26 protein-coding genes and 1 pseudogene are annotated in these 23,591 nt (G+C 70.6%); 10 read left to right on the top strand and 17 right to left on the bottom strand.

Annotated elements, in window-relative coordinates:
- Positions 1 to 26 precede the first annotated feature (26 nt).
- Complete coding sequence (locus tag IL992_RS41110; protein WP_193208698.1) at positions 27 to 968, bottom strand: AraC family transcriptional regulator; 942 nt, start codon at positions 966 to 968, stop codon at positions 27 to 29.
- A 68-nt stretch (positions 969 to 1,036) separates the two neighbouring features.
- Between IL992_RS41110 and IL992_RS49160 the strand changes: the two are divergent.
- From IL992_RS49160 to IL992_RS41100, 3 genes and pseudogenes are all read left to right on the top strand, one after another.
- A pseudogene (locus tag IL992_RS49160) lies at positions 1,037 to 1,435 on the top strand (SDR family NAD(P)-dependent oxidoreductase); the annotation flags it as partial.
- Between the two features lie 76 nt (positions 1,436 to 1,511).
- Positions 1,512 to 1,760: a hypothetical protein gene (locus IL992_RS47200; protein WP_226874721.1), complete on the top strand. Its 249-nt coding sequence runs from the start codon at positions 1,512 to 1,514 to the stop codon at positions 1,758 to 1,760.
- Positions 1,723 to 1,998: a hypothetical protein gene (locus IL992_RS41100; RefSeq protein WP_193208697.1), complete on the top strand. Its 276-nt coding sequence runs from the start codon at positions 1,723 to 1,725 to the stop codon at positions 1,996 to 1,998. Before IL992_RS47200 ends, IL992_RS41100 begins: the two co-directional genes overlap by 38 nt.
- A 169-nt stretch (positions 1,999 to 2,167) precedes the next feature.
- Here the strand turns inward: IL992_RS41100 and bioB are convergent, their stop codons facing one another.
- Genes bioB through IL992_RS41080 form a run of 4 tightly spaced genes read right to left on the bottom strand, consistent with a single transcriptional unit; the run spans position 2,168 to position 5,861 of the window.
- Positions 2,168 to 3,166: a biotin synthase BioB gene (gene bioB, locus IL992_RS41095; RefSeq protein WP_193208696.1), complete on the bottom strand. Its 999-nt coding sequence runs from the start codon at positions 3,164 to 3,166 to the stop codon at positions 2,168 to 2,170.
- A gap of 34 nt (positions 3,167 to 3,200) precedes the next feature.
- Positions 3,201 to 3,923, bottom strand: coding sequence for a dethiobiotin synthase (bioD, locus tag IL992_RS41090; RefSeq protein WP_193208695.1), 723 nt, complete (start codon positions 3,921 to 3,923; stop codon positions 3,201 to 3,203).
- Positions 3,924 to 3,948: 25 nt separating this feature from the next.
- Positions 3,949 to 4,677, bottom strand: coding sequence for a GntR family transcriptional regulator (locus IL992_RS41085; RefSeq protein ID WP_193208694.1), 729 nt, complete (start codon positions 4,675 to 4,677; stop codon positions 3,949 to 3,951).
- Entirely contained in the window at positions 4,674 to 5,861 is a 1,188-nt protein-coding gene (locus IL992_RS41080; protein ID WP_193208693.1) for an 8-amino-7-oxononanoate synthase, read from the bottom strand. Before IL992_RS41080 ends, IL992_RS41085 begins: the two co-directional genes overlap by 4 nt.
- 68 nt (positions 5,862 to 5,929) lie before the next feature.
- Here IL992_RS41080 and IL992_RS41075 point away from each other — a divergent pair, with 68 nt between their 5' ends.
- Complete coding sequence (locus tag IL992_RS41075) at positions 5,930 to 7,393, top strand: sensor histidine kinase (protein WP_193208692.1); 1,464 nt, start codon at positions 5,930 to 5,932, stop codon at positions 7,391 to 7,393.
- Positions 7,394 to 7,608: 215 nt separating this feature from the next.
- On the opposite strand, the gene IL992_RS41070 is transcribed toward IL992_RS41075, so the two are convergent.
- Together IL992_RS41070 and IL992_RS41065 are read right to left on the bottom strand one after the other, a co-directional pair.
- On the bottom strand, positions 7,609 to 7,863 hold the full coding sequence (locus IL992_RS41070; protein ID WP_030511444.1) for a WhiB family transcriptional regulator: 255 nt from the start codon (positions 7,861 to 7,863) through the stop codon (positions 7,609 to 7,611).
- A gap of 286 nt (positions 7,864 to 8,149) precedes the next feature.
- Positions 8,150 to 9,142 carry a diacylglycerol/lipid kinase family protein gene (locus IL992_RS41065; protein WP_193208691.1) on the bottom strand — a complete coding sequence of 331 codons (993 nt, stop codon included), beginning with the start codon at positions 9,140 to 9,142 and terminating at the stop codon, positions 8,150 to 8,152.
- Between the two features lie 248 nt (positions 9,143 to 9,390).
- Here IL992_RS41065 and IL992_RS41060 point away from each other — a divergent pair, with 248 nt between their 5' ends.
- Positions 9,391 to 9,792: a hypothetical protein gene (locus tag IL992_RS41060; protein ID WP_319019152.1), complete on the top strand. Its 402-nt coding sequence runs from the start codon at positions 9,391 to 9,393 to the stop codon at positions 9,790 to 9,792.
- Positions 9,793 to 9,899: 107 nt separating this feature from the next.
- On the opposite strand, the gene IL992_RS41055 is transcribed toward IL992_RS41060, so the two are convergent.
- The 3 genes from IL992_RS41055 to sodN form a co-directional block, all read right to left on the bottom strand.
- Positions 9,900 to 10,700, bottom strand: coding sequence for an RNA polymerase sigma factor SigF (locus IL992_RS41055; RefSeq protein WP_139580371.1), 801 nt, complete (start codon positions 10,698 to 10,700; stop codon positions 9,900 to 9,902).
- Positions 10,700 to 11,125 (bottom strand): ATP-binding protein, encoded by a 426-nt coding sequence (locus IL992_RS41050; RefSeq protein ID WP_079316287.1) that lies wholly within the window; start codon positions 11,123 to 11,125, stop codon positions 10,700 to 10,702. The genes IL992_RS41055 and IL992_RS41050 overlap by 1 nt, the downstream gene beginning before the upstream one ends.
- A gap of 213 nt (positions 11,126 to 11,338) precedes the next feature.
- Positions 11,339 to 11,740 (bottom strand): superoxide dismutase, Ni, encoded by a 402-nt coding sequence (sodN, locus tag IL992_RS41045; RefSeq protein WP_079316288.1) that lies wholly within the window; start codon positions 11,738 to 11,740, stop codon positions 11,339 to 11,341.
- A gap of 84 nt (positions 11,741 to 11,824) precedes the next feature.
- Here sodN and IL992_RS41040 point away from each other — a divergent pair, with 84 nt between their 5' ends.
- Entirely contained in the window at positions 11,825 to 12,139 is a 315-nt protein-coding gene (locus IL992_RS41040; RefSeq protein WP_319019150.1) for a S24 family peptidase, read from the top strand.
- A gap of 22 nt (positions 12,140 to 12,161) precedes the next feature.
- On the opposite strand, the gene IL992_RS41035 is transcribed toward IL992_RS41040, so the two are convergent.
- Positions 12,162 to 12,689: a CGNR zinc finger domain-containing protein gene (locus tag IL992_RS41035; protein WP_193208690.1), complete on the bottom strand. Its 528-nt coding sequence runs from the start codon at positions 12,687 to 12,689 to the stop codon at positions 12,162 to 12,164.
- A 294-nt stretch (positions 12,690 to 12,983) separates the two neighbouring features.
- On the opposite strand from IL992_RS41035, the gene IL992_RS41030 reads away from it, so the two are divergent.
- Positions 12,984 to 14,147, top strand: a complete 1,164-nt coding sequence (locus IL992_RS41030; RefSeq protein ID WP_226874719.1) for an NAD(P)-dependent malic enzyme — start codon at positions 12,984 to 12,986, stop codon at positions 14,145 to 14,147.
- Between the two features lie 210 nt (positions 14,148 to 14,357).
- A complete protein-coding gene (locus IL992_RS41025) occupies positions 14,358 to 15,764 on the top strand; it encodes a hypothetical protein (RefSeq protein WP_226874718.1) in 1,407 nt (468 codons plus the stop codon).
- Between the two features lie 14 nt (positions 15,765 to 15,778).
- Here IL992_RS41025 and IL992_RS41020 read toward each other — a convergent pair whose 3' ends face one another.
- From IL992_RS41020 to IL992_RS41005, 4 genes are all read right to left on the bottom strand, one after another.
- The gene (locus tag IL992_RS41020; RefSeq protein ID WP_226874717.1) at positions 15,779 to 16,900 is read right to left on the bottom strand and encodes a trypsin-like serine peptidase; all 1,122 of its coding nucleotides are present in this window, start codon (positions 16,898 to 16,900) and stop codon (positions 15,779 to 15,781) included.
- A 168-nt stretch (positions 16,901 to 17,068) separates the two neighbouring features.
- Positions 17,069 to 17,353, bottom strand: a complete 285-nt coding sequence (locus IL992_RS41015; RefSeq protein ID WP_193208688.1) for a hypothetical protein — start codon at positions 17,351 to 17,353, stop codon at positions 17,069 to 17,071.
- Positions 17,354 to 17,422: 69 nt separating this feature from the next.
- The gene (locus IL992_RS41010; protein ID WP_193208687.1) at positions 17,423 to 18,604 is read right to left on the bottom strand and encodes a trypsin-like serine peptidase; all 1,182 of its coding nucleotides are present in this window, start codon (positions 18,602 to 18,604) and stop codon (positions 17,423 to 17,425) included.
- 286 nt (positions 18,605 to 18,890) lie between these two features.
- A complete protein-coding gene (locus IL992_RS41005) occupies positions 18,891 to 20,018 on the bottom strand; it encodes a trypsin-like serine peptidase (protein WP_193208686.1) in 1,128 nt (375 codons plus the stop codon).
- 211 nt (positions 20,019 to 20,229) lie between these two features.
- Between IL992_RS41005 and IL992_RS41000 the strand changes: the two genes are divergently transcribed.
- Positions 20,230 to 20,721 (top strand): SSI family serine proteinase inhibitor, encoded by a 492-nt coding sequence (locus IL992_RS41000; protein WP_193208685.1) that lies wholly within the window; start codon positions 20,230 to 20,232, stop codon positions 20,719 to 20,721.
- 140 nt (positions 20,722 to 20,861) lie between these two features.
- Here the strand turns inward: IL992_RS41000 and IL992_RS40995 are convergent, their stop codons facing one another.
- Positions 20,862 to 22,022, bottom strand: a complete 1,161-nt coding sequence (locus IL992_RS40995; RefSeq protein ID WP_193208684.1) for a trypsin-like serine peptidase — start codon at positions 22,020 to 22,022, stop codon at positions 20,862 to 20,864.
- Positions 22,023 to 22,368: 346 nt separating this feature from the next.
- Between IL992_RS40995 and IL992_RS40990 the strand changes: the two genes are divergently transcribed.
- The gene (locus IL992_RS40990) at positions 22,369 to 23,331 is read left to right on the top strand and encodes a zinc-binding dehydrogenase (protein ID WP_193208683.1); all 963 of its coding nucleotides are present in this window, start codon (positions 22,369 to 22,371) and stop codon (positions 23,329 to 23,331) included.
- Here IL992_RS40990 and IL992_RS40985 read toward each other — a convergent pair.
- The gene (locus IL992_RS40985; RefSeq protein WP_193208682.1) at positions 23,321 to 23,560 is read right to left on the bottom strand and encodes a hypothetical protein; all 240 of its coding nucleotides are present in this window, start codon (positions 23,558 to 23,560) and stop codon (positions 23,321 to 23,323) included. The two genes, IL992_RS40990 and IL992_RS40985, sit on opposite strands and share 11 nt — an antisense overlap.
- Positions 23,561 to 23,591 lie beyond the last annotated feature (31 nt).

Here is a 23,591-nt window from a genome sequence, read left to right as displayed (position 1 = left end):
ATGCCCGGTCAGGGGCGTCACATGGGTCAAGACCCGGTGCGGGCGGACAGCTGGTTGCGCACGCGGTGGCGGTAGCGCAGCGGTGACTCGCCCACGGCGCGTTTGAACGCGGTGCTGAACGCGCTTTCCGAGGAGAATCCCAGATCGGAGGCGAGCGACCCGATGCGGACGTCGCCGTCACGGAGAGCACGCTGCGCCAGCAGCATCCGCCAGCGGTTGAGGTAGGTCAGCGGCGGCATGCCGGCCACGGTACGGAAGCGTTCGGCGAACGACGTCCGCGACATCGCGGCGGCATGCGCCAGCTCGTCCAGCCGCCAGGGTCGTCCCGGCTCCGTGTGCATCAGGGTGAGCGCCGGACGCAGACGTTCGTCGGTCAGCGCCCGCAGCCATCCCGAGGGGAGCTGGGCCTGCTCGACATAGGCCCGCAGCACCTCCAGCAGCAGGAGCTGGCCGTACTGCCGGAGCGCGAACGCCGAGCCGATGCGGTTGCCGGCCGCCTCGTGGAACAGCCGGTCGAGACAGCCGCGCAGGTTGGTCGCCGTGGCGGCGGACGCCCGGACATGCGCCACCGGCGGAAGCGCCTGTAGCAGCAGCGCCCGACCGGCCGGGTTGAGGTCGACGCGGCCGCCGATGACGACGTCGTCGGTCCCGAGGTCGGCACCGGTGATGTGAATGGAGGGATCGTTCTCCTCGGGCATGACCTCGCGGGGCGGACCGTCGCCGGTGCCGCCCCGGAGCTCCAGCCACGACCGGTTGTTCAGGATCGCGACGTCGCCCGGCTCGAGCCCGATCGGGCCGCCGATGCCGTCGGCGGTCAGGCGGGCCCGGCCGCACACCACCGCGATGAGCTTCAGCGGGTCGTGGACGACGGCGCGCGACACCCACGGGCCCCGCACCGCGAACCCACCGGACAGCAGTCCGCGGATCTCGACGAGGTCGAAGACCTCAGACAATTGATCAACGACCATTTTCGTACTCTCGCGCAAGAAACACGGACTGGCAACTATTCAGAGTACGGACGGGTGGGGGCAGGGTGATGACCATGACTCAGGACATCGCACAGCGGCAACGTCCCATCGGATCCGGCTTCACCGCGGCGTCGACGGCCGACGACGTGCTCCGGGGCATCGACCTGACCGGCACGAGCGTCGTCGTCACCGGCGGCCACCGCGGGATCGGTCTGGAGACCACCCGTGCGCTCAACAAGGCCGGCGCGTCGGTCACCGTGGCCGCACGCAACCCGGACCGCGCCACGGCCGCGCTGGCCGGGATCGAGCACGTCGAGACCGGCCGGCTCGACCTCCTCGACCCGGCATCGATCGACGCCTTCGCCGCCCGGTATCTCGACTCCGGCCGCCCGCTCCACGTCCTCATCAACAACGCCGGCATCATGGGCGGCGAACTGGTTCGAGACGCGCGCGGCTACGAATGGCAGTTCGCGACCAACCATCTCGGCCACTTCCAGCTGACTCTGGGCTTGCTGCCCGCCCTGCGCCGCCCACGGCGCCCGTGTGGTCAACGTGACGTCCGGCGGCCATCGCCTGTCCGACATCCGCTGGGACGACCCGCACTTCACCACCGGCTACGACGGCATGCTCGCCTACGGCCAGTCCAAGACAGCCAACGTCCTGTTCGCTGTCGAGCTGGACCGTCGATGGGCCGAAGACGGCATCCGCGGCTATGCGTTCACCCAGGCGTGGTCGTCACCACCGACCTCGGGCCGTGGCTGGCCGAGGGCGAAGAGCGGACACCCTGGCTGAAACGGCGGCCCACGACCTGCCGCCCCGCAGCGCGGTGTACTACTACTTCGCCGAATGGCGCGATGACGGCACCGACCAGACGATCCACGACCTGCCGCGCTGGCAGGCACGGGAGAAACGGGGACGATCAGCCGACCCGGGCCTGGTGGTGCTCGACACCCAAAGCGTGCACGCGGCGGCCGGGGTGCCGTCGGTCACCACGGGTCGGGGACGCGGGCAAGAAAGTGCGCGGGCGTAAGCGCGGCCTGGCCGCGGACGTGCTGGGCCTGGTCATCGCCGTGGTGGCGCTGGCCGCCTCGGCGCATGAGAGCACCGCCGGGATCGCCCTGCCGGACCGGGTCGCCGCCGCCACCCCACCCGGGCAGCGTGCGTACGGCGATGGCCGACCAAGGTTCGAGAACGCCTTCTCAGAGAGTCTGGGAAAGCGCCTTGATGGGCATCTTGAGGTCGGCGAGCAGCTCCAGGTCGCGCTCGGGCGCGCGGCCCAGCGTGGTCAGGTAGTTGCCGACGATGATCGCGTTGACGCCGCCGAGCATGCCGTCCCTCGTGCCGAGGTCGCCCAGGGTCAGCTCGCGGCCCCCGGCGTACCGCAGGATCGTGCGCGGCAGGGCGAGGCGGAACGTGGCGATCGTCTTCAGCGCCTCGGCGCCCTCGACGAGCGGCTGGTCGGCGAACGGCGTGCCCGGGCGGGGGTTGAGGAAGTTGAGCGGCACCTCGTCCGGCTCCAGCTCACCCAGCTGGGCGGCGAACTCGGCCCGCTGCTCCAGCGTCTCTCCCATGCCGACGATGCCGCCGCAGCACAGCTCCATGCCCGCCTCCCGGACCATGAGGCAGGTGTCCCAGCGCTCCTCCCAGGCGTGGGTGGTGACCACACGGGAGAAGTGCGACCGGGCGGTCTCCAGGTTGTGGTTGTAGCGGTGGACCCCCATCTCGGCCAGTTCGTCCACCTGCGCCTGGGTGAGCATGCCGAGCGAGCAGGCCACGTTGATGTCGACCGCCTCGCGGATCGCCTTCACGCCCTCGCGGACCTGGTCCATCAGCCGCCGGTCGGGTCCGCGTACGGCCGCGACGATGCAGAACTCCGTCGCTCCGGTCGCGGCCGTCTCCACGGCCGCCCGGACGAGTGAGGGGATGTCGAGCCAGGCCGCGCGCACCGGGGAGGAGAACTGGCCGGACTGCGAGCAGAAGTGGCAGTCCTCCGGGCAGCCGCCGGTCTTGAGTGAGACGATCCCCTCCACCTCGACCTCGGGACCGCACCACTTCATCCGCACCTCGTGCGCCAGGGCGAGCAGGTCGGGCAGGCGCTCGTCCGGCAGCGTCAGGCACTCGAGCGCCTGGGCCGCGTCGAGGCCCCTGCCCTCGTCCAGAACCTGAACGCGGGCGATCTCCAGGATGTCGGTCTTCACGCGGCACTCCCGTCGGTCCTCGGCGGCACTCCTGTCACAGGGGCAGCTTAAGGGTCGAGCGGAATCTGGCCGGGTCGAACATGCCGCCGAGCGCGGGACTCAGTCCGGCGCGGGCGGCGCGGGCGAACGCCTCCCGGCCGAGCGCGCCCGCGCCCTCCGGCAGCGCGCCCGACAACGGCCGGGCGGCGAGCATCTCCAGGTCGGCGACGTTCGACCGCTCGGCGAGCCCCGGATCGGCCGGCCAGGAGCCGATCACCACGCCCGCCAGGTCGAGGCCCCGGCCCGCCATGGCTTCGAGCGTCAGCGCCGTGTGGTTGAGCGTGCCCAGCGCGGCGCGCGCCACCACGAGGACAGGGGCGTGCAGCCGCCGCGCCAGGTCCGCGAGCGTGCCGCCCTCCTCGTCGTAGCGGACCAGCAGACCCCCGGCGCCCTCGACGAGCACCAGCCGGTGCGACTCGGCCAGCTCCTCGATCCGGGCCGTCGCGGACGCGAGCGACAGCGGCGGCAGGCCCGAGATCCGGGCCGCGGCGGCGGGGGAGAGCGGGTCGGGATAGCGCGTCATCTCGAAGGTCGTCGTCACCCCCGACAGACGGATCACCTCGTCGAGGTCCCCGGGCTCCCCGGCCGCCACCCCGGTCTGCGCCGGCTTCACCACCGCGACCGTCGCGCCCCGCTCCCTGGCCAGCACGGCGAGCGCGGCCGTCACCACCGTCTTGCCGACCCCGGTGTCCGTCCCGGTCACAACGAGAATGCTCATGCCCGGGAGGGTAGGGCCTTTCCGCTCAGGGGCGGCGGAGGCGGGTGACGAACTTGTAGCGGTCGCCGCGGTAGAGCGACTGGGCGTACTCGACGGGGTTGCCGTCGGCGTCGAAGGCGTGCCGGGTCAGCAGCAGCATGGGCAGGCCGACGTCCACTCCCAGCACCTGCGCGTCGTACGGCGTGGCGAGCACGGTCTCGATGACCTCCTCGGCGTCGGTCAGCCGTACGTTGTAGGCGTTGTGCAGGGTCTCGTACAGCGAGGAGTGCACCTCCAGCTCGCGCCGCAGGCGGGGGAACCTGCGGGCGGACAGGTGCGTGGTGTCGAGGGACATCGGCTCGCCGTTGGCCAGGCGCAGGCGGTGGATCCGCAGGACCCGCCCGCCGGGGTTGATGGCCAGCCGCCGTCCCAGCGCCTCGTCGGCGGTGATGTAGCTGATGTCGAGGATCTTGGTGTCCGGCTCCAGGCCGACCGTGCGCAGGTCACCCGTGTAGGAGGTGAGCTGGAGGACCTGGGCGACCTTGGGCTGGGCGACGAACGTGCCCTTGCCCTGGATGCGCAGCAGCCTCCCCTCGACCACGAGCTCCGACAGCGCCTGCCGGACCGTCGTCCGGGAGGTCTCGAAGCGCACCGCCAGGGTGCGCTCGGGCGGGAGCGCGCTGCCCGCGGGCAGGCTCTTGGTGAGCTCCAGAAGGCTGCGCTTCACGTCGTAGTACTTAGGAACCCGGGGAGAGTCCTCGCTGTGCTCCGTCACCTGTCCACCCTCAACTCGGCCACATCGCCCAACTCAGGCAACATCGTCAACTCGGCCACAGCGGTGAGCGCACCCCGGACCACCGCGAGATCATCGGACCTCAGATCGGCCCTCGCGGTCAACCGCAGACAGGACCGGCCCCGAGGCACCGATGGTGGGCGGAAGCATCCCACGCGGACCCCGAGTTCCGCACACAGGGTTCCCGCTGACAGGGCGAGCCTGGGCGAGCCGAGCACGACCGGCACCACGGCGGCCGCCGGCTCAGTCGTCTCCAGGCCGAGCTCGCGGGCCAGCGCGGCCAGCTCCCGGGCCCGCCGCCGGGCACGTCCGGGCAGGTCAGCGCTGCTTTCCAGGATATCGAGGGCGGCCATGGCGGCACCGGCGCAGGCCGGTGCGAGGCCGGTGTCGAAGATGAACGACCGGCCGGTGTCCACGAGCGTGCCGATCACCTCGGGTGCGCCGAGGACGGCGCCGCCCTGGGAGCCCAGGGACTTCGACAACGTGACGGTTCTCACAATGTCCCCACACCCGGCGAGGCCCGCCGCGTGCACCGCGCCCCTGCCGTGGTCGCCCACCACGCCGAGCGCGTGGGCCTCGTCCACCACCAGCAGCGCGCCGTGCCGTACGGCCGCCTCGTGCAGGGCGCGAAGCGGCGCGAGGTCGCCGTCGACGGAGAAGACCGCGTCGGTGACGACGAGGGCGTGCTCCTCGGCACGCTCGGCCAGGGCCTTGTCCACCGCCTCCGCGTCCCCGTGCGGCGTGACCACGACCCGCGACCGCGACAGCCGGCAGGCGTCCACGATCGAGGCGTGGTTGCCGGCGTCCGAGACGATCAGGCCGCCCCGCCCGAGGGCGGCGACCGCGGCGAGGTTGGCGAGGTAGCCCGAGGAGAACACCAGGGCCCGGGCCGCCCCGGTGAACGCGGCCAGCCGGTCCTCCAGCTCGGCGTGGAGCCGGGTGGAGCCGGTGACCAGACGTGAGCCCGTCGAGCCCGCCCCCCACTCGCGGGTGGCCCGTACGGCCGCCTCGACGAGCCGCTCGTCCCGCGAGAGCCCCAGATAGTCGTTGGAGGCCAGGTCGAGCAGGCCATCGTGGTCGGGCGTGCGCGGGCGGAGGGTGCGGCGCAGGCCCGCCGCCTCCCGCTCGGCGGCGGCCGCGCGCAGTCTGTCCAACGGCCCTGTCATGAGGTGCATCTTGCCAGGTGACGATGGTCGATTCGCTTTCGGCCCGGACGGCGGCGCATCATGCACTCGTGCCGACTCTCAGCGACCTGGTGTCGCGCCACACCGCACTCGACTCCGCCGGCGTCGACTGGATCCACTCGCTGGTCTCGGACTGGCAACTGCTCGCCGACCTGTCGTTCGCCGACCTCATCCTGTGGGTTCCCGACCAGGGCGGCACGAGGTGGGTGGCGGTGGCCCAGATGCGGCCCACGACCGGTCCCACCGTCTACCACGACGACGTCGTGGGCATGTCCATCGCCATCGGCGAGCGGCCGCTGATCGACGTGGCCTGGGCCGAGCACCGAATCTGCCGGGAGGGCGACCCCGACTGGTCCAGCGGTGTTCCGGTGCGCGAGGAGACGATCCCGGTGCGGCGCGGCAAGGACGGCCCGATCATCGGGGTCATCCAGCGCTCGACCAACCTGTCGTCGGCGCGAACTCCGTCCCGTCTCGAGCTGACCTACCTCCAGAGCGCGTCCGATCTGGCGCAGATGGTCGCCGAGGGCAGGTTCCCCTTCGCGGAGGAGGAGCCGATCCTGGTCAGGTCGCCCCGGGTGGGCGACGGCCTGCTCCGCCTGGACAAGGCCGGCCGGGTCACCTACGCCTCGCCCAACGCGCTGTCGGCCTACCGCAGGCTCGGCCTGCACGCCGACCTCGTGGGGGCGGACCTGGGGAAGACGACCGCCGACCTGTGCTATTCCGACGAGCCGATCAACGAGGACCTGATGCTCGTCGCCAGCGGGCGGGCTCCCCGGGAGACCGAGGTGGAGAACGGCGGCACGGTCGTGCAGCTACGGGCGATCCCGCTGATCGTGGGTGGCGGCCGCATCGGCGCGCTGGTGCTGATCCGCGACGTGACCGAGCTGCGGCGGCGCGAGCGGGAACTGCTCACCAAGGACGCGACGATCCGCGAGATCCATCACCGGGTCAAGAACAACCTGCAGACCGTGGCCGCGCTGCTGCGGCTCCAGGCGCGCCGGCTGAACAACCCGGAGGGTCAGGAGGCGCTGAACGAGGCCGTACGGCGGGTCGGCTCGATCGCGATCGTCCACGAGATCCTCGCCCAGATGCCGGAGGAGATGGTCGAGTTCGACGACATCGCCGACCGGGTCATCGCGATGACGGCGGAGGTGGCGCTCGCGCAGGTGGGGATCAAGCGGGTCGGCAGCTTCGGCGTGCTGCCCGCCGCGGTCGCGACCCCCATCGCCATGGTGCTCACCGAGTTGCTGCAGAACGCGGTCGAGCACGGGTTCGCCCACTCTTCCGGGAACGTCCAGGTCGTCGTCTCCCGGGACGCCGACCGGCTGGAGTTCACGGTGGCCGACGACGGCAGAGGACTGCCCGAGGACTTCGACCTGGACGCGACCGGGAGCCTCGGGCTCCAGATCGTCCGCACGCTGGTCGTGGGCGAGCTGTCGGGCCGCCTGGGTGTGGCCAGGAGAGAGGGCGGGGGCACCGAGGTCAGTCTCAGCATCCCGGTGCAGTCGGGCTGATCTCCCGCGGGGCCTCGGAGCCGCGCGGAGCCCCACAGGGGGTCCCGCTGTGCGAGACCGGTGTGGGGGATGCCATAGTGGACGCGATGCGTTGGTGGACAGAGGGCCCTATGGGCGGGAGGCTACGCGGCCGTCCCGGCCGGGCTGCGATGCCCCGCGATTCGGTGAATGCCATTCCAGGCATCCACCGAAGGCGTTCGCGTGCGGCGGGGGAGTCAGACGGCGGCGCGGGCGCGGGCGCGAGCCGTACGGCGCTTGAGGGCGCGACGCTCATCCTCGCTGAGCCCGCCCCAGACTCCGGCGTCCTGACCCGACTCGAGGGCCCACTTGAGACAGGACTCGGCGACCGTGCATCGCCGGCATACCTGCTTGGCCTCTTCGATCTGCATGAGCGCCGGACCAGTGTTCCCGATCGGGAAGAACAGTTCGGGGTCCACGTCACGGCAGGCAGCGCGGTGGCGCCAGTCCATGCGTTCCACTCCTTCGTAAAGTGGAGCCTCCGTGGCTCCTCTGGCCGTCAACTTTGTGAACTCTTTCACTAGCTGCTGCGAACGGTCACCCGGATCCAGGGTGGGGGCCGGGCTCGTCCGCATGATCGCCGGGGCTCCTTACGGAGGCGGTGGTCTCCGTAAAGGTCCTACGTTCCGACGTCGTAGTTCAGCTTTTCAGCCGTACCAACACCACACAAGAGGTTTGGGACAAGGTTTTGCCCGTCGTGGCTGTCGGATGCGTCACACTATGACTACATGTAACAGGCTAGACGAGGACTTGTAACGCGTCCGGGATAGCGCGGAAGATCACCCACTCGTGTTCTCCCAGGTAGTCGCCGTCGAGCTGGAAGGCGACCGGGCGGGAGGCGTGGAGGGTGAACTCGGCCTCGTCATGGATCTGAACGAGGTGTTTACCGCGCGGCAATCCCCGGTGTTCGCCGATGATCTGCCGCGCGAGCGCGAGCACGGTCGGCAGGCTCATCCTCCGGAGCCCGAGCATGTCGAGCCCCGTCTCGAAACCGGCCCACGGCGTCGGGTTGATCGGACGTGTGCCGGCGTACGTCCACGGCGACGTGTTCGACACGATCGCCATGAAGATCCCATCCTCTGTCGGCCGGCCGGGACGCGTCAGCCGGATCGCCGGCCGCCGGCGGTCCGTCACGAAGAAGTGGCGGACCGTCGTGCTCACGTAGAGAGCGGGCAGCGCTCGATGCCCCGCGCTCCGCAGGCCCTCCACGGCTCGGACGACCTCGGCGTCGTATCCCAGCCCAGCGCAAAATGTGAAATATCTGGACCTTTGCTGGTCAGGTGGCGCATCTGCCCCCGGGTCCGGGCCTGAAACCTCGTCATGCCAAATCGCCTGTCCCAAACCGATGGTCCGGCGGCGTCCTTCGCGTAGCGCCTCCAGGACGGCGCCGGTCGCCTCGACCGGGTTGTTGGGCAGCCCGAGGGCGCGGGCGAAGACGTTGGCGCTGCCCCCGGGAATCACGATGAGCGCGGGCCGCTCGCTCGCGCCGCCGCCGGGCCGGGCGTCCAGGAGTCCGTTGACGGTCTCGTTGATCGTGCCGTCGCCGCCGAGGACCGCCACCGCGTCGAAGCCCTTGGCGTGCGCGGTCGCCGCGAGCGCGGTCGCGTGGCCGCGGTAGGCCGTCTCCTCGACCGACAGGTCGACGGCGGCGCCGAGTGCCCGGATCAGCACGTCCCGGGTACGCCGGTGCGTCGAGGTCGCCTTGGGATTGACGAGGAGGAGTGCCCGCATGCCTGAAGGTTAACGAACGGTTTACCGCTCGTGCCGGTTGACGCCTCCTCGTGCCTCTCCCTCCAATCTTTGCCCCGTCGCGTCGCCCAGAGCGGCACCTCGCTGCGTTGTCGTCGTCGCTCGTAGCTCCGCTACGAGCTCCTCCTCCGCCTTGCGATGCACCACTCTGGACACCGCGCCGTACGGGCAAATCTTGTCGGTCGAGGCACCCGAAGAGGCGCACGTATCTGCGGGTAGGGTTGGGCGGTGTGATCAGCAGTTCCGTCGGCCGCCCCGGCACACTGACCGTGGCCGCCGCCGTCCTGGCCGCGGAGGGCCTGCTCGCCCTCGCCCTGGGCGGTTACGTCGGCGTCGAGACCGTGATCGGCAAACCCACCGACTTGGTCACCAGCATCGCGGTGGCCGGATTCGGCCTGCTCGGCGGCGCCCTGCTGCTCTGGGTGGGCTGGGGCGTGTGGCAGGTGCTGCGCTGGAGCCGGGGCCCGGCCGTGGTGACGCAGATATTCGCGCTTCCGGTCGCGATCAGCCTCATCCAGTCGGCGCAGTACGCGTTCGGCGTCCCGCTCATCGCCGCGGCGGCGGTCGCCCTGGTCGCGCTGCTCGCGCCGGCCTCCACCCACGCCCTCATGGGCGAGGACGGCGCGCGCTGAGCAGACACCAGGACACCGGACGCCGGCTACTGACCGGGCGCCGCCGGGGGGAACGCGGCGTCGCGGTCGTCCTTCTCCGATCGTCCCGGGCCGCCCGGGCCGGACGATCAGTCCTCGGCGGTGAGGCCCTCGCGGAGCTGGGCCAGGGTCCGGGCGAGCAGCCGGGACACGTGCATCTGCGAGATCCCCAGCTCGGTCGCGATCTGCGACTGCGTCATGTTGCCGAAGAAACGCAGCAGCAGGATCCGCTTCTCGCGCGGCGGCAGGCGCTCCAGCAGCGGCTTGAGCGACTCGCGGTATTCCACGCCCTCCAGCGACTCGTCGACGATGCCGAGCGAGTCGGACACGGCGGGAGCGTCGTCGTCGCCGGAGTCCGGAGCGTCGAGCGACACGGTGGAGTAGGCGTTCGCCGACTCCAGGCCCTCCAGGACCTCCTCCTCGCTCATGCCCAGGTGGGCGGCGAGTTCGGCGACCGTGGGCGCCCGGCTCTCCCGCTGCGACAGCTCGCTTATCGCCTTGGTGAGCGAGAGCTTCAGCTCCTGCAGGCGGCGCGGCACGCGGACCGCCCAGCCCTTGTCGCGGAAGTGCCGCTTGATCTCGCCGACGATGGTCGGGGTGGCGTACGTGGAGAACTCCACGCCGCGGGCGAGGTCGAAACGGTCGATCGACTTGATCAGACCGATCGTGGCGACCTGCGTGAGGTCGTCGAGCCACTCGCCCCGGTTGCGGAAGCGGCGGGCCAGGTATTCCACCAGTGGCAGGTGGAGCTCCACCAGCTCGTCGCGGATGCGCTGGCGCCTCGGGTCGTCCGGCGGGAGCTCCGACAGCTCGGCGAAGAGTGTGCGCGCGCGTACGCGGTCCGGCACCGCCGAGTCGCCGGAGGTCATCGCACTCGTCCTTTCCGTCATCACGACGGCCTCGCCGTGCTCCGGCGCTTACGCAGCACGATCGCCAGATGGTCGGCGTGGTCGGAGATGGCGTCCACGTCGTCGGCCAGCGCGGTCAGCACCATCCAGGCGAAGTCCTCCCGGTTGGGCGAGCTGACTCCGAGCGTGTTGACCTCGACGCGAACCGTCATCTCCTGGCCCGTGAGTTCGAACTCCGCGAGGAGGTCCGTCCCGGGCACGGCGTGCCGCAGCAACATGGCGCACGCCTCGTCGACGGCGATGCGCAGGTCCTCGATCTGGTCGAGGGTGAAGTCGAGCCGTGCGGCGAGCCCGGCGGTTGCCGTGCGCAGCACGGACAGGTAGGCGCTCACGGCGGGCAGCCGGACACTCACAGCATCGCGAATCCCGGTCAGATCCACCGCAGGCGTCTCGGTTTCCTCGGTCACGTTCCTCCTCGCCCCTTCAGCCGGCTGAGTGCCGCTGACTGCAACCTACCGCCACTCGCGCGGTGCTGCCCCGGCTGGACGCGCTGATTGTGGCGTTCCTTGGAGGTAACTGCACGTAAATTCCGTACAACCGAATATGGAGTTTGTATGGGCCTTGGGATGATCTGGCCCCGCGCGGCCGTGGAGGCCGTGCGGGGCCCGAGTTCCCCAGGCTCAGGCGGCCTTGGTCTCCCAGAAGATCTTGGCGATCTCGTCGATCTTCGCGAGGAGGTCGTCGGCCAGGGCGGGGTCGACGGTGCCCTTGGCACCGGCGGCGCCGGCGAGCTTCGTGGCGTCCCAGAAGAGCTGGTGAAGCTGGGGGTACTGCTCCAGGTGCGGGGGCTTGAAGTAGTCGGTCCACAGCACCCACAGGTGATGCTTGACCAGCTCGGCCCGCTGTTCCTTGATGAGCAGCGCCCGGGTCCTGAAGACCGGGTCGTCGTTGTCGGCGTACTTCTTAATGATCGCCTTCACCGACTCGGCCTCGATGCGGGCCTGTGCCGGGTCGTAGACCCCGCACGGCAGGTCGCAGTGGGCGGACGCCTCGTGCCGGGGTCGCAGCAGTCGTGCGAGCATCGGAATCCTTCCTTAGGAATGCTGGTGACAGCACTGTTCCAGGACCGACCTTACTCGTCTCGAAATCACTGTGCGGAGGGGGATGTGCTCACCGCCGTGTGTGTCTCCGGCGACTCGATGCTGCCCGCGTTGCGGCCGGGAGACTGGCTGCTGGTACGGCTCGGCGCTCCCGTCCGCCCGGGCGACGTGGTGGTCGCGAGGCGGCCGCACGGGCTGATCGTCAAGCGGGCCTTCCGGCTCACCGGCGACGGCTGGTGGCTGGAAAGCGACAACCAGTCGGCCCCCGGGCGCCGCGACAGCTGGGACTTCGGCGCCCTGCCGGAGGAGGACGTCGTCGGCAGGGTCGTGCTGCGTTACTGGCCCCGGCCCGCGCTGCGGTTCCCCGCGCCGGCCGCCTGACCGCCCTTCCGGACGGCCCGGGTCAGGCGCCCCGCTTGCGCGCCCGGTAGGCGGCCACGTTGGCCCGGCTGGCGCACCGCTCGGAGCAGTAGCGGCGCGACCGGTTGGAGGAGGTGTCGAGGTAGGCGTTGCGGCACGGCGTCGCCTGGCAGATGCCGAGCCGGTCCACGCCGAGCCGGGTCACGACGCTGGCCAGACCCATGACCGACCCGACCGCGAGGGCGTCGGCGACCCGGCCGCCCTCGGTCAGGTGCAGGTGCCAGGGCTGGCCGTCGTGCCCGGAGATCTGCGGATGCACGGGATGGCGGACCAGCAGCCCGTTGAGCCGCTCGACCACATCCACGTCGTCGCCCGCGGCGGCGGACGCGAAGACCTCCGCGAGCTCGTCGCGCAGCTCGCACAGCGCGTCGATGTCACGGCGGGTGAGGCGGGCGGCCGCCTCCGTACGGCCCGTCTCCTCAAGCAGGGCTCGCAGGGAGAAGGGGTTTTTGAGTTCGTCGCCCATGTTGACCAGCTGAACGGCCAGCTCGGCGTAAGACGTCAAGTCCACTGGGGCGCCCAAGTACGTAAGAGATCACTGGCAATGCCGAGTATTACACGCCCGATGGCCTGGGGGAACACCTGAAGGTGCAACGATGTGTGACCCGATCGGGCAGGGGCGGTTGTCACTTCGTGTGGCACAATCAGGGAACGGGTGACCCCCGTACCCCCCTCAAGAGACGACCGTCAACGACGACGGCCTCCGGCGGCTACCGAAGCCAGGGCTCTCGTTCTCTTGACGGCGTCTACCGAAGGAACTCGTCCTTTCGACACTGGGGTCGCTGTGACCGTTACACCTGTTTCCTTGGAATCTCTCGACCTGGATCCCGCTTTCGCGCTGCACCGCGGCGGCAAGCTGGAGGTCCGCTCCACCGTCCCGGTCCGCGACGCCGACGACCTGTCGCTCGCGTACACGCCGGGGGTCGCCCGCGTCTGCACCGCCATCGCCGACAACCCTGACCTGGTCAACGACTACACCTGGGTCTCCAACGTCGTGGCCGTGGTCTCCGACGGCACCGCCGTCCTGGGGCTCGGCGACATCGGGCCGGCCGCGGCCATGCCCGTGATGGAGGGCAAGGCCCTGCTGTTCAAGCAGTTCGCCGACGTCGACGCCGTGCCGATCTGCATCGACTGCACCGACGTGGACGCGATCGTCGAGACCGTGGTCAGGCTCGCGCCGTCGTTCGGCGGCATCAACCTGGAGGACATCAGCGCCCCCCGCTGCTTCGAGGTGGAGGAGCGCCTGCGGGCGCTGCTCGACATCCCCGTCTTCCACGACGACCAGCACGGCACCGCGATCGTGGTCCTCGCCGCGCTGCGCAACGCGGCCCGCCTCACCGGGCGGTCCCTCGGCGACCTGCGCGCGGTGGTGGCCGGCGCCGGCGCCTCCGGCGTCGCGGTCTCGCGGATCCTGCTGAACGCCGGGATCGGCGACATCGCGGTCTCCGACTCCAAGGGCGTCATCCACGCCGGCCGCGAGGACCTGAACCCGGTCAAGCGGGCGCTGGCCCGCGACACCAACACGGCCGGCCTGTCCGGGTCGACCGAGCAGGCGCTCGCCGGCGCCGACGTGTTCGTCGGCCTGTCCGGGTCGACGGTCTCGGAGCAGGCCATCGCGGCGATGGCGCCGGACTCGATCGTGTTCGCGCTGTCCAACCCCAACCCGGAGGTGGACCCCGCGGTGGCGGGCCGGCACGCCCGGGTGGTCGCCACCGGTCGGTCCGACTACCCCAACCAGATCAACAACGTGCTGGCCTTCCCCGGGGTCTTCCGCGGCGCGCTCGACGTCCGCGCCACGACGATCACGGAGAACATGAAGGTGGCGGCCGCGGACGCGCTGGCGGCCGTGGTCGGAGACGACGTCGCCGAGAGCTACGTCATCCCCTCGCCGTTCGACGCCCGGGTCGCCCCCGCGGTGATCGCCGCCGTCGCCCGGCAGGCCCGGGAGGACGGCGTCGCCCGCAAGTAGTCGTCCTCCTGCAGGCACGGGACGTAGGCACGGACCCGGAAGGGCCGCGCACCGCGTGACAGGCGCGGTACGCGGCCCTTCGTCTTTCCTTGTCGGTCTCCTTGCCAGTGCCGTCAAACATTTGGGAATCCCTTTAGGTCCTCACGGTTAGTGCTATAAAGAAAGCTCTCCGTAACCAACTCGGCTATTGCCTGTCCCGGTTGGAGAGCGATGCGACGTGACCCCAACCGCCTGCTCCAGCAGCACCTCACCGAAGCCGGACTGTCCCGCAAGGGCCTGGCCCGCCGGCTCAACGGTCTCGGCTCGGCCCGGGGGCTGCTGGGGATGCGGTACGACCACGGTTCCGTGCTGCGCTGGATCGGCGGCCGCCGTCCGCGCGAACCGGTTCCCGGCCTGCTGGCCGAGATCTTCTCGCTGCGGTTGGGGCGGCAGGTGTCCAGGGAGGACATCGGCATGCCGCGCGGAACGGTCCCCGCCGATCTGGGACAGGAGTTCCCCCATTCGTGGGAGGAGGGTGTGGCAAGCGTGACAGCACTGTGGAGGGCCGACGTCGAGCGGCGCAGGTTCCTGCTCGACTCCACCTTCGCCCTGGGGGCGGGTTCGGCGGGCATCGTCCGCTGGCTGGCGGCCCCCGACGGGGAGCGGCTCTCCGCGAACGGGCCGCGCCGGGTCGGGCCCTCCGACGTGGCCGCGATACGCGAGGTCACCCGGTCGTTCGGCGAGCTGGACAACCGGTTCGGCGGCGGCAGCATCCGCGGCCCGGTCGTGCGCTACCTGCACACCGCCGTGACGCCGCTGCTGCGCGAGGGCGCGTACGGCGAGGCCACCGGGCGCTCGCTGGCGACCGCGGCGGCCGAGCTGACCCGGCTGGCGGGATGGATGGCCTACGACCTGGAGCAGCACGGGCTGGCCCAGCGCTACCTGATCCAGGCGCTCGGCCTGGCGCGCGGCGCGGGCGACCACGCCCTGTGCGGCGAGATCCTCGCCGGGATGAGCCACCAGGCCGTCTACATCGGGCATCCCCGGCACGGGCTGGAGCTGGCCAGGGCGGCCGTCGCGGCGGCCCGGCGCTCGGGGGTCGCCACGTTGCTGGCCGAGGCCCGGGTGCTGGAGGCGCACGCCCTGGCCCTGCTCGGGGAGCGCACGGCGTGCGGCGGCGCGCTGCACGAGGCCGAGGTCGCCTTCGACAGGCGCAGGCCCCAGAACGAGCCCGGCTGGATCGGCTACTTCGACGAGGCCTACCTGGCCGCGAAGTCGGCCCACTGCCTGCGCGACCTCGGCGACGGGGCGCGGGCCGTACGGCAGGCCCGGCGCTCGCTGGTGATGGACGGGCGTTATGTGCGCGGCAAGATGTTCAACCTCTCGCTGCTCGCGACGGCGCTCATCCAGGAGGGCGAACTGGAGGAGGCGTGCCAGGCGGCGTCGTCGGCCCTCGATCTGGCCGAGAACATCCAGTCGGCGCGCACCCGGACGTACGTGGCGGACATGTGCCGCCGGTTCGCACCGTACGCCGCGCAACCGCGGGTGGCGGAGCTGCTGGAGCGCGGCCGGGGCCGCGCGGGGAACAGGGAGAGCGCGGGCAGGGAGAGCATGAGCAGGGAGGCGGTCGGCGTCTGAGCGGACGCCGACCGTCAGCCCGCTCGCCGTGCCGCGTTGTAGACCTGGAACAGTTCTCCGTCGAAGTACGGCGACAGGCCGGTCCCCGGGCCGGAGAGGCCGATCGTCAGGCCGTTCAGGTACCCCAGACCGCGTACGCCGCGGTAGGCGGCCAGCCACGGCGACCCGGAGGCGGCGGTGAAGGCCGAGCGCACGGCGACCAGTTCGTTCGCCCTCCTGGACAGGTCCTGGGCCAGGAAGGGCTTGCCGTACGCCCGGGTGAGCCGGGTGCGCCCGCTCGCGGGGCCCTCGGCGGTTCCCATCGGGTAGCCGAAGATCGAGAGCGGCCGGTCGACCGGCAAGTTGTAGGCGAGGCCCTGCCCGCCGACCTTGTCGCCGAGACGCCCCGCGGAAAGCAGCCTGACGCCGGTGTAGCCGGTGGCCGTGCGGTACTTCGGCCCGGCGGAGAATCCCGCGAACTGCGCCGCGTCCCGCAGCGTGACGCGCTTGGGCAGCACGCCGGCGTGGACGCTGACGAACGCGTAGTCGCGGTCCAGGTCGCCATACCTGGTGAAGTCGCTGTGGGCGAAGGCCCGGTCGCCGGCGTAGACGCCCCAGGGCGTGCCGCCGCCGGCGTACCCCGGAATGAAGATCCAGTATCGGTAGGGCGTCGCGGTGGACTCTCCCGCGGCCTCCGCTGTGGGCCTCGTCGCGTACACGCAGTGCCCGGCCGTCGCCACGAGATTGCGATGATCGGACTGTACGGACGTGCCCACGCACCAGTGGGGGCGGCCGTCCGAGCCGACGAAGAAGACCTTGCCCGTCGTCCTCGGCAGGTTGACGTTCTTGGACGGGCCGGCGGCCCGTCTGACTCCGGCCGAGGCGGGCACCACGCCCCGTACGCCGCCGGGAGCGCTGCCCTCGGCCGTGACGGGAGTGGCGTCGATCCCGGCCGGCGCGGACGCGGGGGTCGCCGCCGCGAGGGGGCGTCCGCCGTCCCTGAGCCAGTAGGCGATCACGGAGGCCACCTTCGCGCCGGAGACGAGGGGCGTCGTCACGGTGATCTCGTAGGCGTGAGCGGGCACCGCCGTCCCGCCGACGAGCAACGCGGCCGTCGCCGCCGCACCCCACAGCGGGGGGAGGAGGATGCGCTTCAACCGGATCTCCTTGCTGTGGAACGTCTCCCGCGCCCCACACGTGAATGGGCTGCGAGGAACATACAGCGATGGGGATCAAGTCGGGAAAACAACGCGGACGGCGCGTGGTTCTCCCCGGAACGCCGAAGTGCCCCGCCGCGGCGCGACGGGGCACTTCCTGGGGGGTGCTCAGGCCTGTGGCGTGAGACCCGGGGCCTCCTGGGCGAACGTGATGACGATGTCCCGGCCGTTGGCGTAGCTGACCACCGGCCGTCGCAGCGCCTCACCCACCCTGCGGGCGACCGTCTGCCACAGATCCACCATCTCCGGGCTGTCCGCGGTGATCCTGAACCGCCCCTGCGTGACGAGGTGTTCGGCGACGAGCTGTGAGAAGGTGATCTCGCTGCGCGCCCTTTCCTCCGCGTTCAGGGGGGTGCGCCGGAAGGCGGGCCGCGTACCGGAAGGGTGGGTCATCGCTGTTCTCCTCGTGATCGCCGTCCACTCAGCATGCCACTCGCGGACCGGCGCCGAGGTATCCGCGACTCAGGCGATGGAGCCGGACCAGTTGTTGGCGGCGGCCTTGTAGACGCCGTAGGTCTCGCCGTCGAAGTACGGGGAGACGCTGGTGTCGATCCGCTGGTTGCCGTCGGTGTCGGACACGCCGCTGGTGACGCCGTTCAGGTAGCCGAGCCGCTTGGCGCTGCTGTACCTCAGCAGCCACGACGAGCCCGAGGAGCCCTCACCGGTGAAGGACGACTTGACGCCCACGAGCTCCTCGCCCTTGACCGAGGGGGCCTTGGCGGCGAAGGTCTTGCCGTACGACCACTTGAGGGTCTGGCCGGTGAAGGCGTGGTTGCCGTCCGGGTGCGACCCGCTCGGGTAGCCGAACACGTAGACCGAGCTGCCGACCTTCTGGTTGTAGGCGAGGCCCTGCCCGCCGACGTTGCTCTCGAGCCGGCCGACGTCGGTGAACTTGACGACGTAGTACTTGCCGCCCTTGCTCCTGCGGATGAAGCGGTCGTAGCTGAGGTAGGTCTTCCTGTCGACCTGCTTCCAGTTCCACTCGGCGACGTTGCGCAGGTCGCCGCCGCGCCCCGCCTTGATGCCGTTGTAGACGGTCACGAAGGCGTAGTCGCGGTCGCCGTCCTCGTAGACGTCGAAGTCGTAGTGGGTGTAGGCCGTCTTGCCGACGTAGATGCCCCACGGCGCCTTGCCCTGGTAGTAGCCGGGGATGAAGACCCAGCGGTCCATGGTGGCCCGGTTGGACTTGGTGTCGTAGACGCAGTGCCCGGCTGTGGCGACCAGGTTGCCGTACTTCGACTGGACGGAGGTCGCGCTGCACCAGTGCGGCCGGTGGTCGGCACCGCGGAAGAAGACCTTGCCGGTGGTGCGCGGCAGGTTCACGTTCTTCAGGGTGCCGCCGGACTTCCCACCGCCGGTGGCCGGGACGGTGCCGGGCTTGCTGTCGGCGGACGGCCCGCCGGTCGAGATGTGCTTGGCGCTGACCTGGCTCTCGTACCCGTACGGAGTGGCGTTGACCAGGTTGCTGGCCTTCTGGTTGAGCCAGTAGGCGATGACGTTCTTCGCGGCGAGGCCGCTGCCCGCCAGGGTGTCGTGGGCCGTGTCACCGGCGGCCTGAGCCGGGACCGCCATCGTGGCCCCCACGAGGCCGGCCACGGCCACGCCCCCGATGGGGAGGATCAGGCGCTTGACTCGCGTGTTCATGAATCTCCAGGTGCTGTCGTGGCACGCCACATGCGTCCCACCCGTCAGTAAAGGGCTAGTAAAGACAGTACCTCTCGCTTTTATCCGTGTTTTACGTGCTTTCAGGCCCCTCGCTCACGTGACTTTTCCGTGATTCTCAACAGTGCTTGTCAAGGTCGAGGGCGCACCGGAAGATCAGTGCAGGTCCACTCGGACGCCTTCTGTGTCAAATCGAGCACTCGGCGCAGCCGGGGAGGGGGTGGCGATGTGACGCAACTCACATTTTCGGCTCGCCGAGCGGGAGAGGTCAGCCCGTGCCCTGCTTGCTCGCCTCGGTGTACACCCGCTGGGTCAAATGGTTGAAGTAGGGCGTGGAGACGGCGTCGAGACGCCCGCCGCCGCTGAGGTTCCAGGTCAGGCTGGTGATCCCGGTGAGGTAGCCGGTCCGCGTGGCGGCGTTGTAGCCGATCACCCACGGGCCGCCGCTCGCGCCGGCGGTGAACGGGCAGCCCGGCAGCCGCACCCCGTGTTCGAGCTGCCAGGTCGGCGCGCTGACGAACTTCTTCTCGGTGGTGCCGTCGCAGGACTTCACCGTCTGACCGGTGTACGGGCGGCTGCCGTCGGGGTTGGCCCCCGCGGGGTAGCCGAAGACGTGGGTCGGTCGTCCGAGCGGCTTGCCGGAGGCGAAGCGGAAGGCGCCGGCCTTGTCCTCCAGGCGGCCCACGTCGACGGAGCGGTACTTGAGCCTGCCGTTCTCCACGTACGGCTGCCAGGAGAAGCCGCGGTGCACGGTCACGAAGGCGTAGTCGCGGTCGAAGTCGCCCTGGCCGGCGAAGTCCTCCTGCATGTAGAGCGTGTGGCCGACGAAGATGCCGGAGGGGGCCACACCGTCGTGGTAGCCGGGGATGAAGACCCAGTTCTGCACCGGTTTGTCCTGCGACAGCGCGTACGCGCAGTGCCCGGCGGTGGCGACGAGGTTGCGGTGGGAGGAGTGCACCGCGGAGGCGGAGCACCAGTACTCCTTGTCGCCGACCTTGAAGAACACCTTGCCCACCATCGGCGGGGAGGCCACAGGCGGAGGTGTCGCGGCGCGCGGCGCCCCCGTGCGCGTCTTCGAATCCCCCGGGCCCACCTCGGCCGCTGAGGTCGTGCTCTTGGTGGAGGGCGACGGCTTCGTGCTCGGCACGTAGCTGCTCGCCTGCTTGAGCCGCTCGGGGCTCCAGTACGCCGCCACCCGCTCCTCGTCCGCCTGGCTGGGGGCGAGGGGGAAGGCGCTGACCCCGTTCCTGTCGACGCCGATCACGGCGGAGATCGTCGTCGTGGCCGCGCGGGACGCGGCGGTCGCGGGAACGGCCGGTCCCTGGCTCCACAGCACGGCGACCGCACTCGCGGCGGCGGCGACGCCACCGGCGGCGAGTGTCAGCTTCCTGGTCACCGTGAGCCTCTCAGGGCGGAGATATGGTCAGTAAGGGGTGATTTTTCCAGATCCATACGGTTGTGGCACACCTTCTTGTCCAGCTCGTTATGATTCGAGCGGAACCGATGTGATCTGTGGTACGCCACGTTTCCGGTGGGGTCCGGAGTGGACGCTTGCCTCGAGGGTCTCCCATGAGAACGCTGGTCACCAGCGGAAACGGGGGGATCGCATGAAACCGCTGCTTGTCCTACTGGCCGGTGCGGCGCTGGCCGCCGGCCCCTCTGCCCAGGCATGGGCTCAACCGGGCGCCTCCGGCGCCGGCGGGACGACCGCCCCGGCACGGGCGGACACCTTGCCGGCTCCGCCGCCGCCCGAGGTCGCCCTGCGGGCGTCCCGGCCGCCGGCCGCAAAGGTGCGGGCGGTGATCCTGACCGTCGCGGACGGCGAGCAGGCGGAGCCGCCGGCGCGGTCGGTCTTCCTGAACTGCGCTCCGGTGGGCGGCTCGCACCCTTCGGCGGACAAGGCGTGCGCATGGCTGAACAGGACGGGCGTCGACCCGGGCGCTCTGCGGGTGAACGCGGCCGAGCCCTGCACGATGATCTACGCACCTGTCACGGTCACCGCCAGCGGCATCTGGGACGGGAAGTACTTCCAGTTCCGGCGCACCTTCGGCAACGACTGTGAGAAGCGGTCGGCCGCCGGGGCGCTGTTCGACTTCTGACAGGGATAGTCGACCGCACGCGGCGTACAGGGAACGTAAAGGTGCATGGGAGAGCTGTGACAACCAGGGGGCCCGGCGGGACGTCCGCCGGGCCCCCTGCCTGACCGGACGGCCGTGCGGTCAGGTCCGCGCCGCCACTTTCACTGTGTCCACCGGTTGGCGGCCACCGCGTAGACGTCGTAGGTCTCGCCGTTGAAGTACGGCGAGGAGATCCGGTCGTACCGGTCGTTGCCGTCGCTGTCCCACGCCACGCTGCTGATGCCGTTCAGGTAGCCCGTGCGGGTCGCGCTCTTGTAACCCATCAGCCACGGGCCGCCGCTGGCGCCGGAGGTCATGCCGCAGCTGAACCCCAGGTGCTCCTGAATGTCGTACTTCGGCACGGCCGGCATCGGAGCCGACTGGCCATAGCACCACTTCATGGTCCGCCCGGTGAAGGGGCGGTCGCCGTCGGGGTGCGGCCCGGCGGGATAGCCGAACGCGAACACCTTGACCTTGGTGCTGCGGTTCCAGGTGAAGCCCTGGCCGCCCACATTGTCGCCGAGGCGGCCGGCCGGGGTGCGTACGTAGTGGGTGACGTCCCCGTCCTTCTTCGGCGTGAGTGTGAAGCCCGACGACACGTTCACGAACGCGTAGTCGTAGTCGTAGTCCTCCCTGACCACGAAATCGTCGTGCGTCTGGAACCACTTCGCCGGGTAGATGCCGTACGGCGCCTTCCCCTCCCATGCCTGGTCCCCGTCCCAGTACGACGGGATGAACACCCAGTTGTCGTAGAACTGGTTGGTCACCGGGTCGTAGACGCAGTGCCCGGCCGTCGCGACGACGTTGCGGTAGTGGCCCTGCACGGAGGTGCCGGAGCAGTACTTCCAGCTCTTCGGGTCCAGGGGGTTCTTGCCCGGCAGGGTGAAGAACACGCGGCCGACGGTGCGGGGCAGGTTGACCTGCTTGCTGATCTTGCCGGAACCGCCGGCCCCGCTCCTGGCGGCGCCGGCCGGCGGGACCGTGCCCGCCTTGCCGTCCGGGGTGGCGTCGCCGGCCTTGCCGAAGCCCTTGACGGAGTTGCCGAGTTCCTCGGTGTAGTCCTTGGCCGCCCGCAACCGCTGCGGCGACCAGAAGGCGACTGCCTCCGCGGGGGTCTGGGGCGCGGCCTTGGCGGTCACCTCGCCCGGGGCGGCCAGTGCCGCCGCGATCGCCGCGGTCGCGCCGGTCGCAGCCGAGGAGGTGGCAGGGGTGGCGCCGACCACGCCGGCCGCGAGGAGCGCGCCGGTGAGGGGAACGGCCAGACGCCGTGCTCGGGGGATCATGGAGCTCCTTTCCCTGGGACGGTGAGGGTGCGTCCCATTCCTCAGGAAAACGCTCCGAGATTAATGACCGATCTTGTGAAATGTCGGGGATATAACCAGAACAACCGGCACTTTGCCCTATCTGTTATCCATAGCGAGTGGTTATGAGTGCCATAATGCCAGGTCATGGCGCTACTCCGGTGGGGCGTCGCGTCGCGGCGTCATCGGGTTTACGGCCATTCTTGACGGGTCTTGTTTGATTTCTGGCGCTCTGTTCCCACTGATATCCCTGAGTATCAAAGACGCCGGCGGCGAGCCGTGCGGGGGTCGTCCGGGGCCGGTGCGACGGCCGGAGTAATGTTCTGGCATGTTCGCCGTCACCGCCACACAGACCGATCCGGACGACCCGATCAAGGGCCTGACGCTCGGGGAGCACCCCGAGCCCGCCGTACCGGAGGGATGGACGACCGTCACGGTCCGGGCCGCCGCGCTCAACCACCACGACCTGTGGACCCTCAAGGGCGTGGGGATCAGTCAGGACCGGCTGCCGATCGTGCTCGGCTGCGACGCGGCGGGGGTGGACGAGGACGGCAACGAGGTCATCGTCCACTCCGTCATCGGCACGCCCGTCGACGGCGACGAGACCCTCGACCCGGCGCGTTCGCTGCTGTCGGAGAAGTACGACGGGACGTTCGCGGAGAAGGTCGCGGTGCCCCGCCGCAACCTGGTGCCCAAGCCCGCGGCGATCTCCTTCGAGGAGGCCGCCTGCCTGCCCACGGCCTGGCTGACGGCCTACCGCATGCTCTTCGACAAGGCCGGGCTGGAGCCGGGCTCGACCATCCTGGTCCAGGGCGCCGGTGGCGGCGTGGCGACCGCGCTGATCGCGCTCGGCCGGGCAGGCGGCTTCCGCGTCTGGGCGACCAGCCGCTCGCAGGACAAGCGGGAACGGGCCCTCACGCTCGGCGCCGACCGGGTCTTCGAGACGGGCGCGCGGCTGCCCGAGCGGGTGGACGCCGTCATGGAGACGGTCGGCGAGGCCACCTGGAAGCACTCGCTCAGTTCCCTGCGCCCGGGTGGCCGGATCGTCACCTGCGGCGCGACCAGCGGGATGGTCGCCCCGACGCAGCTCGCGCAGGTCTACTTCCTGCAGAAGTCGATCATCGGATCCACGATGGGGACGCGCGAGCAGCTCGCGCGGCTCGCGGTGTTCCTGGAGCAGACCGGCGTGCGGCCGGCGATCGACCGGGTGCTGCCGCTGACCGAGGCGGAGGAGGGCTTCGCCGCCATGCACCGCGGCGAGGTCTTCGGCAAGGTGGTCTTCACGCTCTGACGGGCGCCCGCGCGGGGCGGGCGGCGCTCTCGTCGCCGCCCTCCCGCTGCCGGTCGCGCCGGAAGGCCCGGTCGCCGTGGAGGTTCCGGTCGTCGCCCGGCCGTTCCGGCTCGCGGACCGACCGGGCGCACGGCGGCGGGGGGAGGGGAGAGCGCAGGAACGGATTGCGCCAGCCGTACGGGCTCAACTCGGCTCCTCGCTGGTCGGTGGTGTTCGTGGGGGACGTCACGGGCCGGCCCGGCTTCAGGGCCCCGTTTCAG

Source organism: Microbispora sitophila (genome assembly GCF_014892245.1).
GTDB classification, from domain to species: Bacteria; Actinomycetota; Actinomycetes; order Streptosporangiales; family Streptosporangiaceae; genus Microbispora; species Microbispora siamensis.
The sequence above is the reverse complement of the archived record's forward strand: the minus strand, read 5'-3'. Positions and strand labels throughout refer to the sequence as shown.

What these genes read in the sequence shown, in the direction of transcription:
- IL992_RS41110 (WP_193208698.1), bottom strand. Translation starts at nt 968, where the DNA reads ATGGTCGTTGATCAATTGTCTGAGGTCTTCGACCTCGTCGAGATCCGC.
- IL992_RS41025 (WP_226874718.1), top strand. Translation starts at nt 14,358, where the DNA reads ATGCGACGTGACCCCAACCGCCTGCTCCAGCAGCACCTCACCGAAGCC.
- IL992_RS41015 (WP_193208688.1), bottom strand. Translation starts at nt 17,353, where the DNA reads ATGACCCACCCTTCCGGTACGCGGCCCGCCTTCCGGCGCACCCCCCTG.
- IL992_RS40995 (WP_193208684.1), bottom strand. Translation starts at nt 22,022, where the DNA reads ATGATCCCCCGAGCACGGCGTCTGGCCGTTCCCCTCACCGGCGCGCTC.
- IL992_RS41010 (WP_193208687.1), bottom strand. Translation starts at nt 18,604, where the DNA reads ATGAACACGCGAGTCAAGCGCCTGATCCTCCCCATCGGGGGCGTGGCC.
- IL992_RS41080 (WP_193208693.1), bottom strand. Translation starts at nt 5,861, where the DNA reads ATGACAGGGCCGTTGGACAGACTGCGCGCGGCCGCCGCCGAGCGGGAG.
- IL992_RS41070 (WP_030511444.1), bottom strand. Translation starts at nt 7,863, where the DNA reads ATGGACTGGCGCCACCGCGCTGCCTGCCGTGACGTGGACCCCGAACTG.
- IL992_RS41000 (WP_193208685.1), top strand. Translation starts at nt 20,230, where the DNA reads ATGAAACCGCTGCTTGTCCTACTGGCCGGTGCGGCGCTGGCCGCCGGC.
- IL992_RS40990 (WP_193208683.1), top strand. Translation starts at nt 22,369, where the DNA reads ATGTTCGCCGTCACCGCCACACAGACCGATCCGGACGACCCGATCAAG.
- IL992_RS41055 (WP_139580371.1), bottom strand. Translation starts at nt 10,700, where the DNA reads ATGACGGAAAGGACGAGTGCGATGACCTCCGGCGACTCGGCGGTGCCG.
- IL992_RS41065 (WP_193208691.1), bottom strand. Translation starts at nt 9,142, where the DNA reads ATGCGGGCACTCCTCCTCGTCAATCCCAAGGCGACCTCGACGCACCGG.
- bioD (WP_193208695.1), bottom strand. Translation starts at nt 3,923, where the DNA reads ATGAGCATTCTCGTTGTGACCGGGACGGACACCGGGGTCGGCAAGACG.
- sodN (WP_079316288.1), bottom strand. Translation starts at nt 11,740, where the DNA reads ATGCTCGCACGACTGCTGCGACCCCGGCACGAGGCGTCCGCCCACTGC.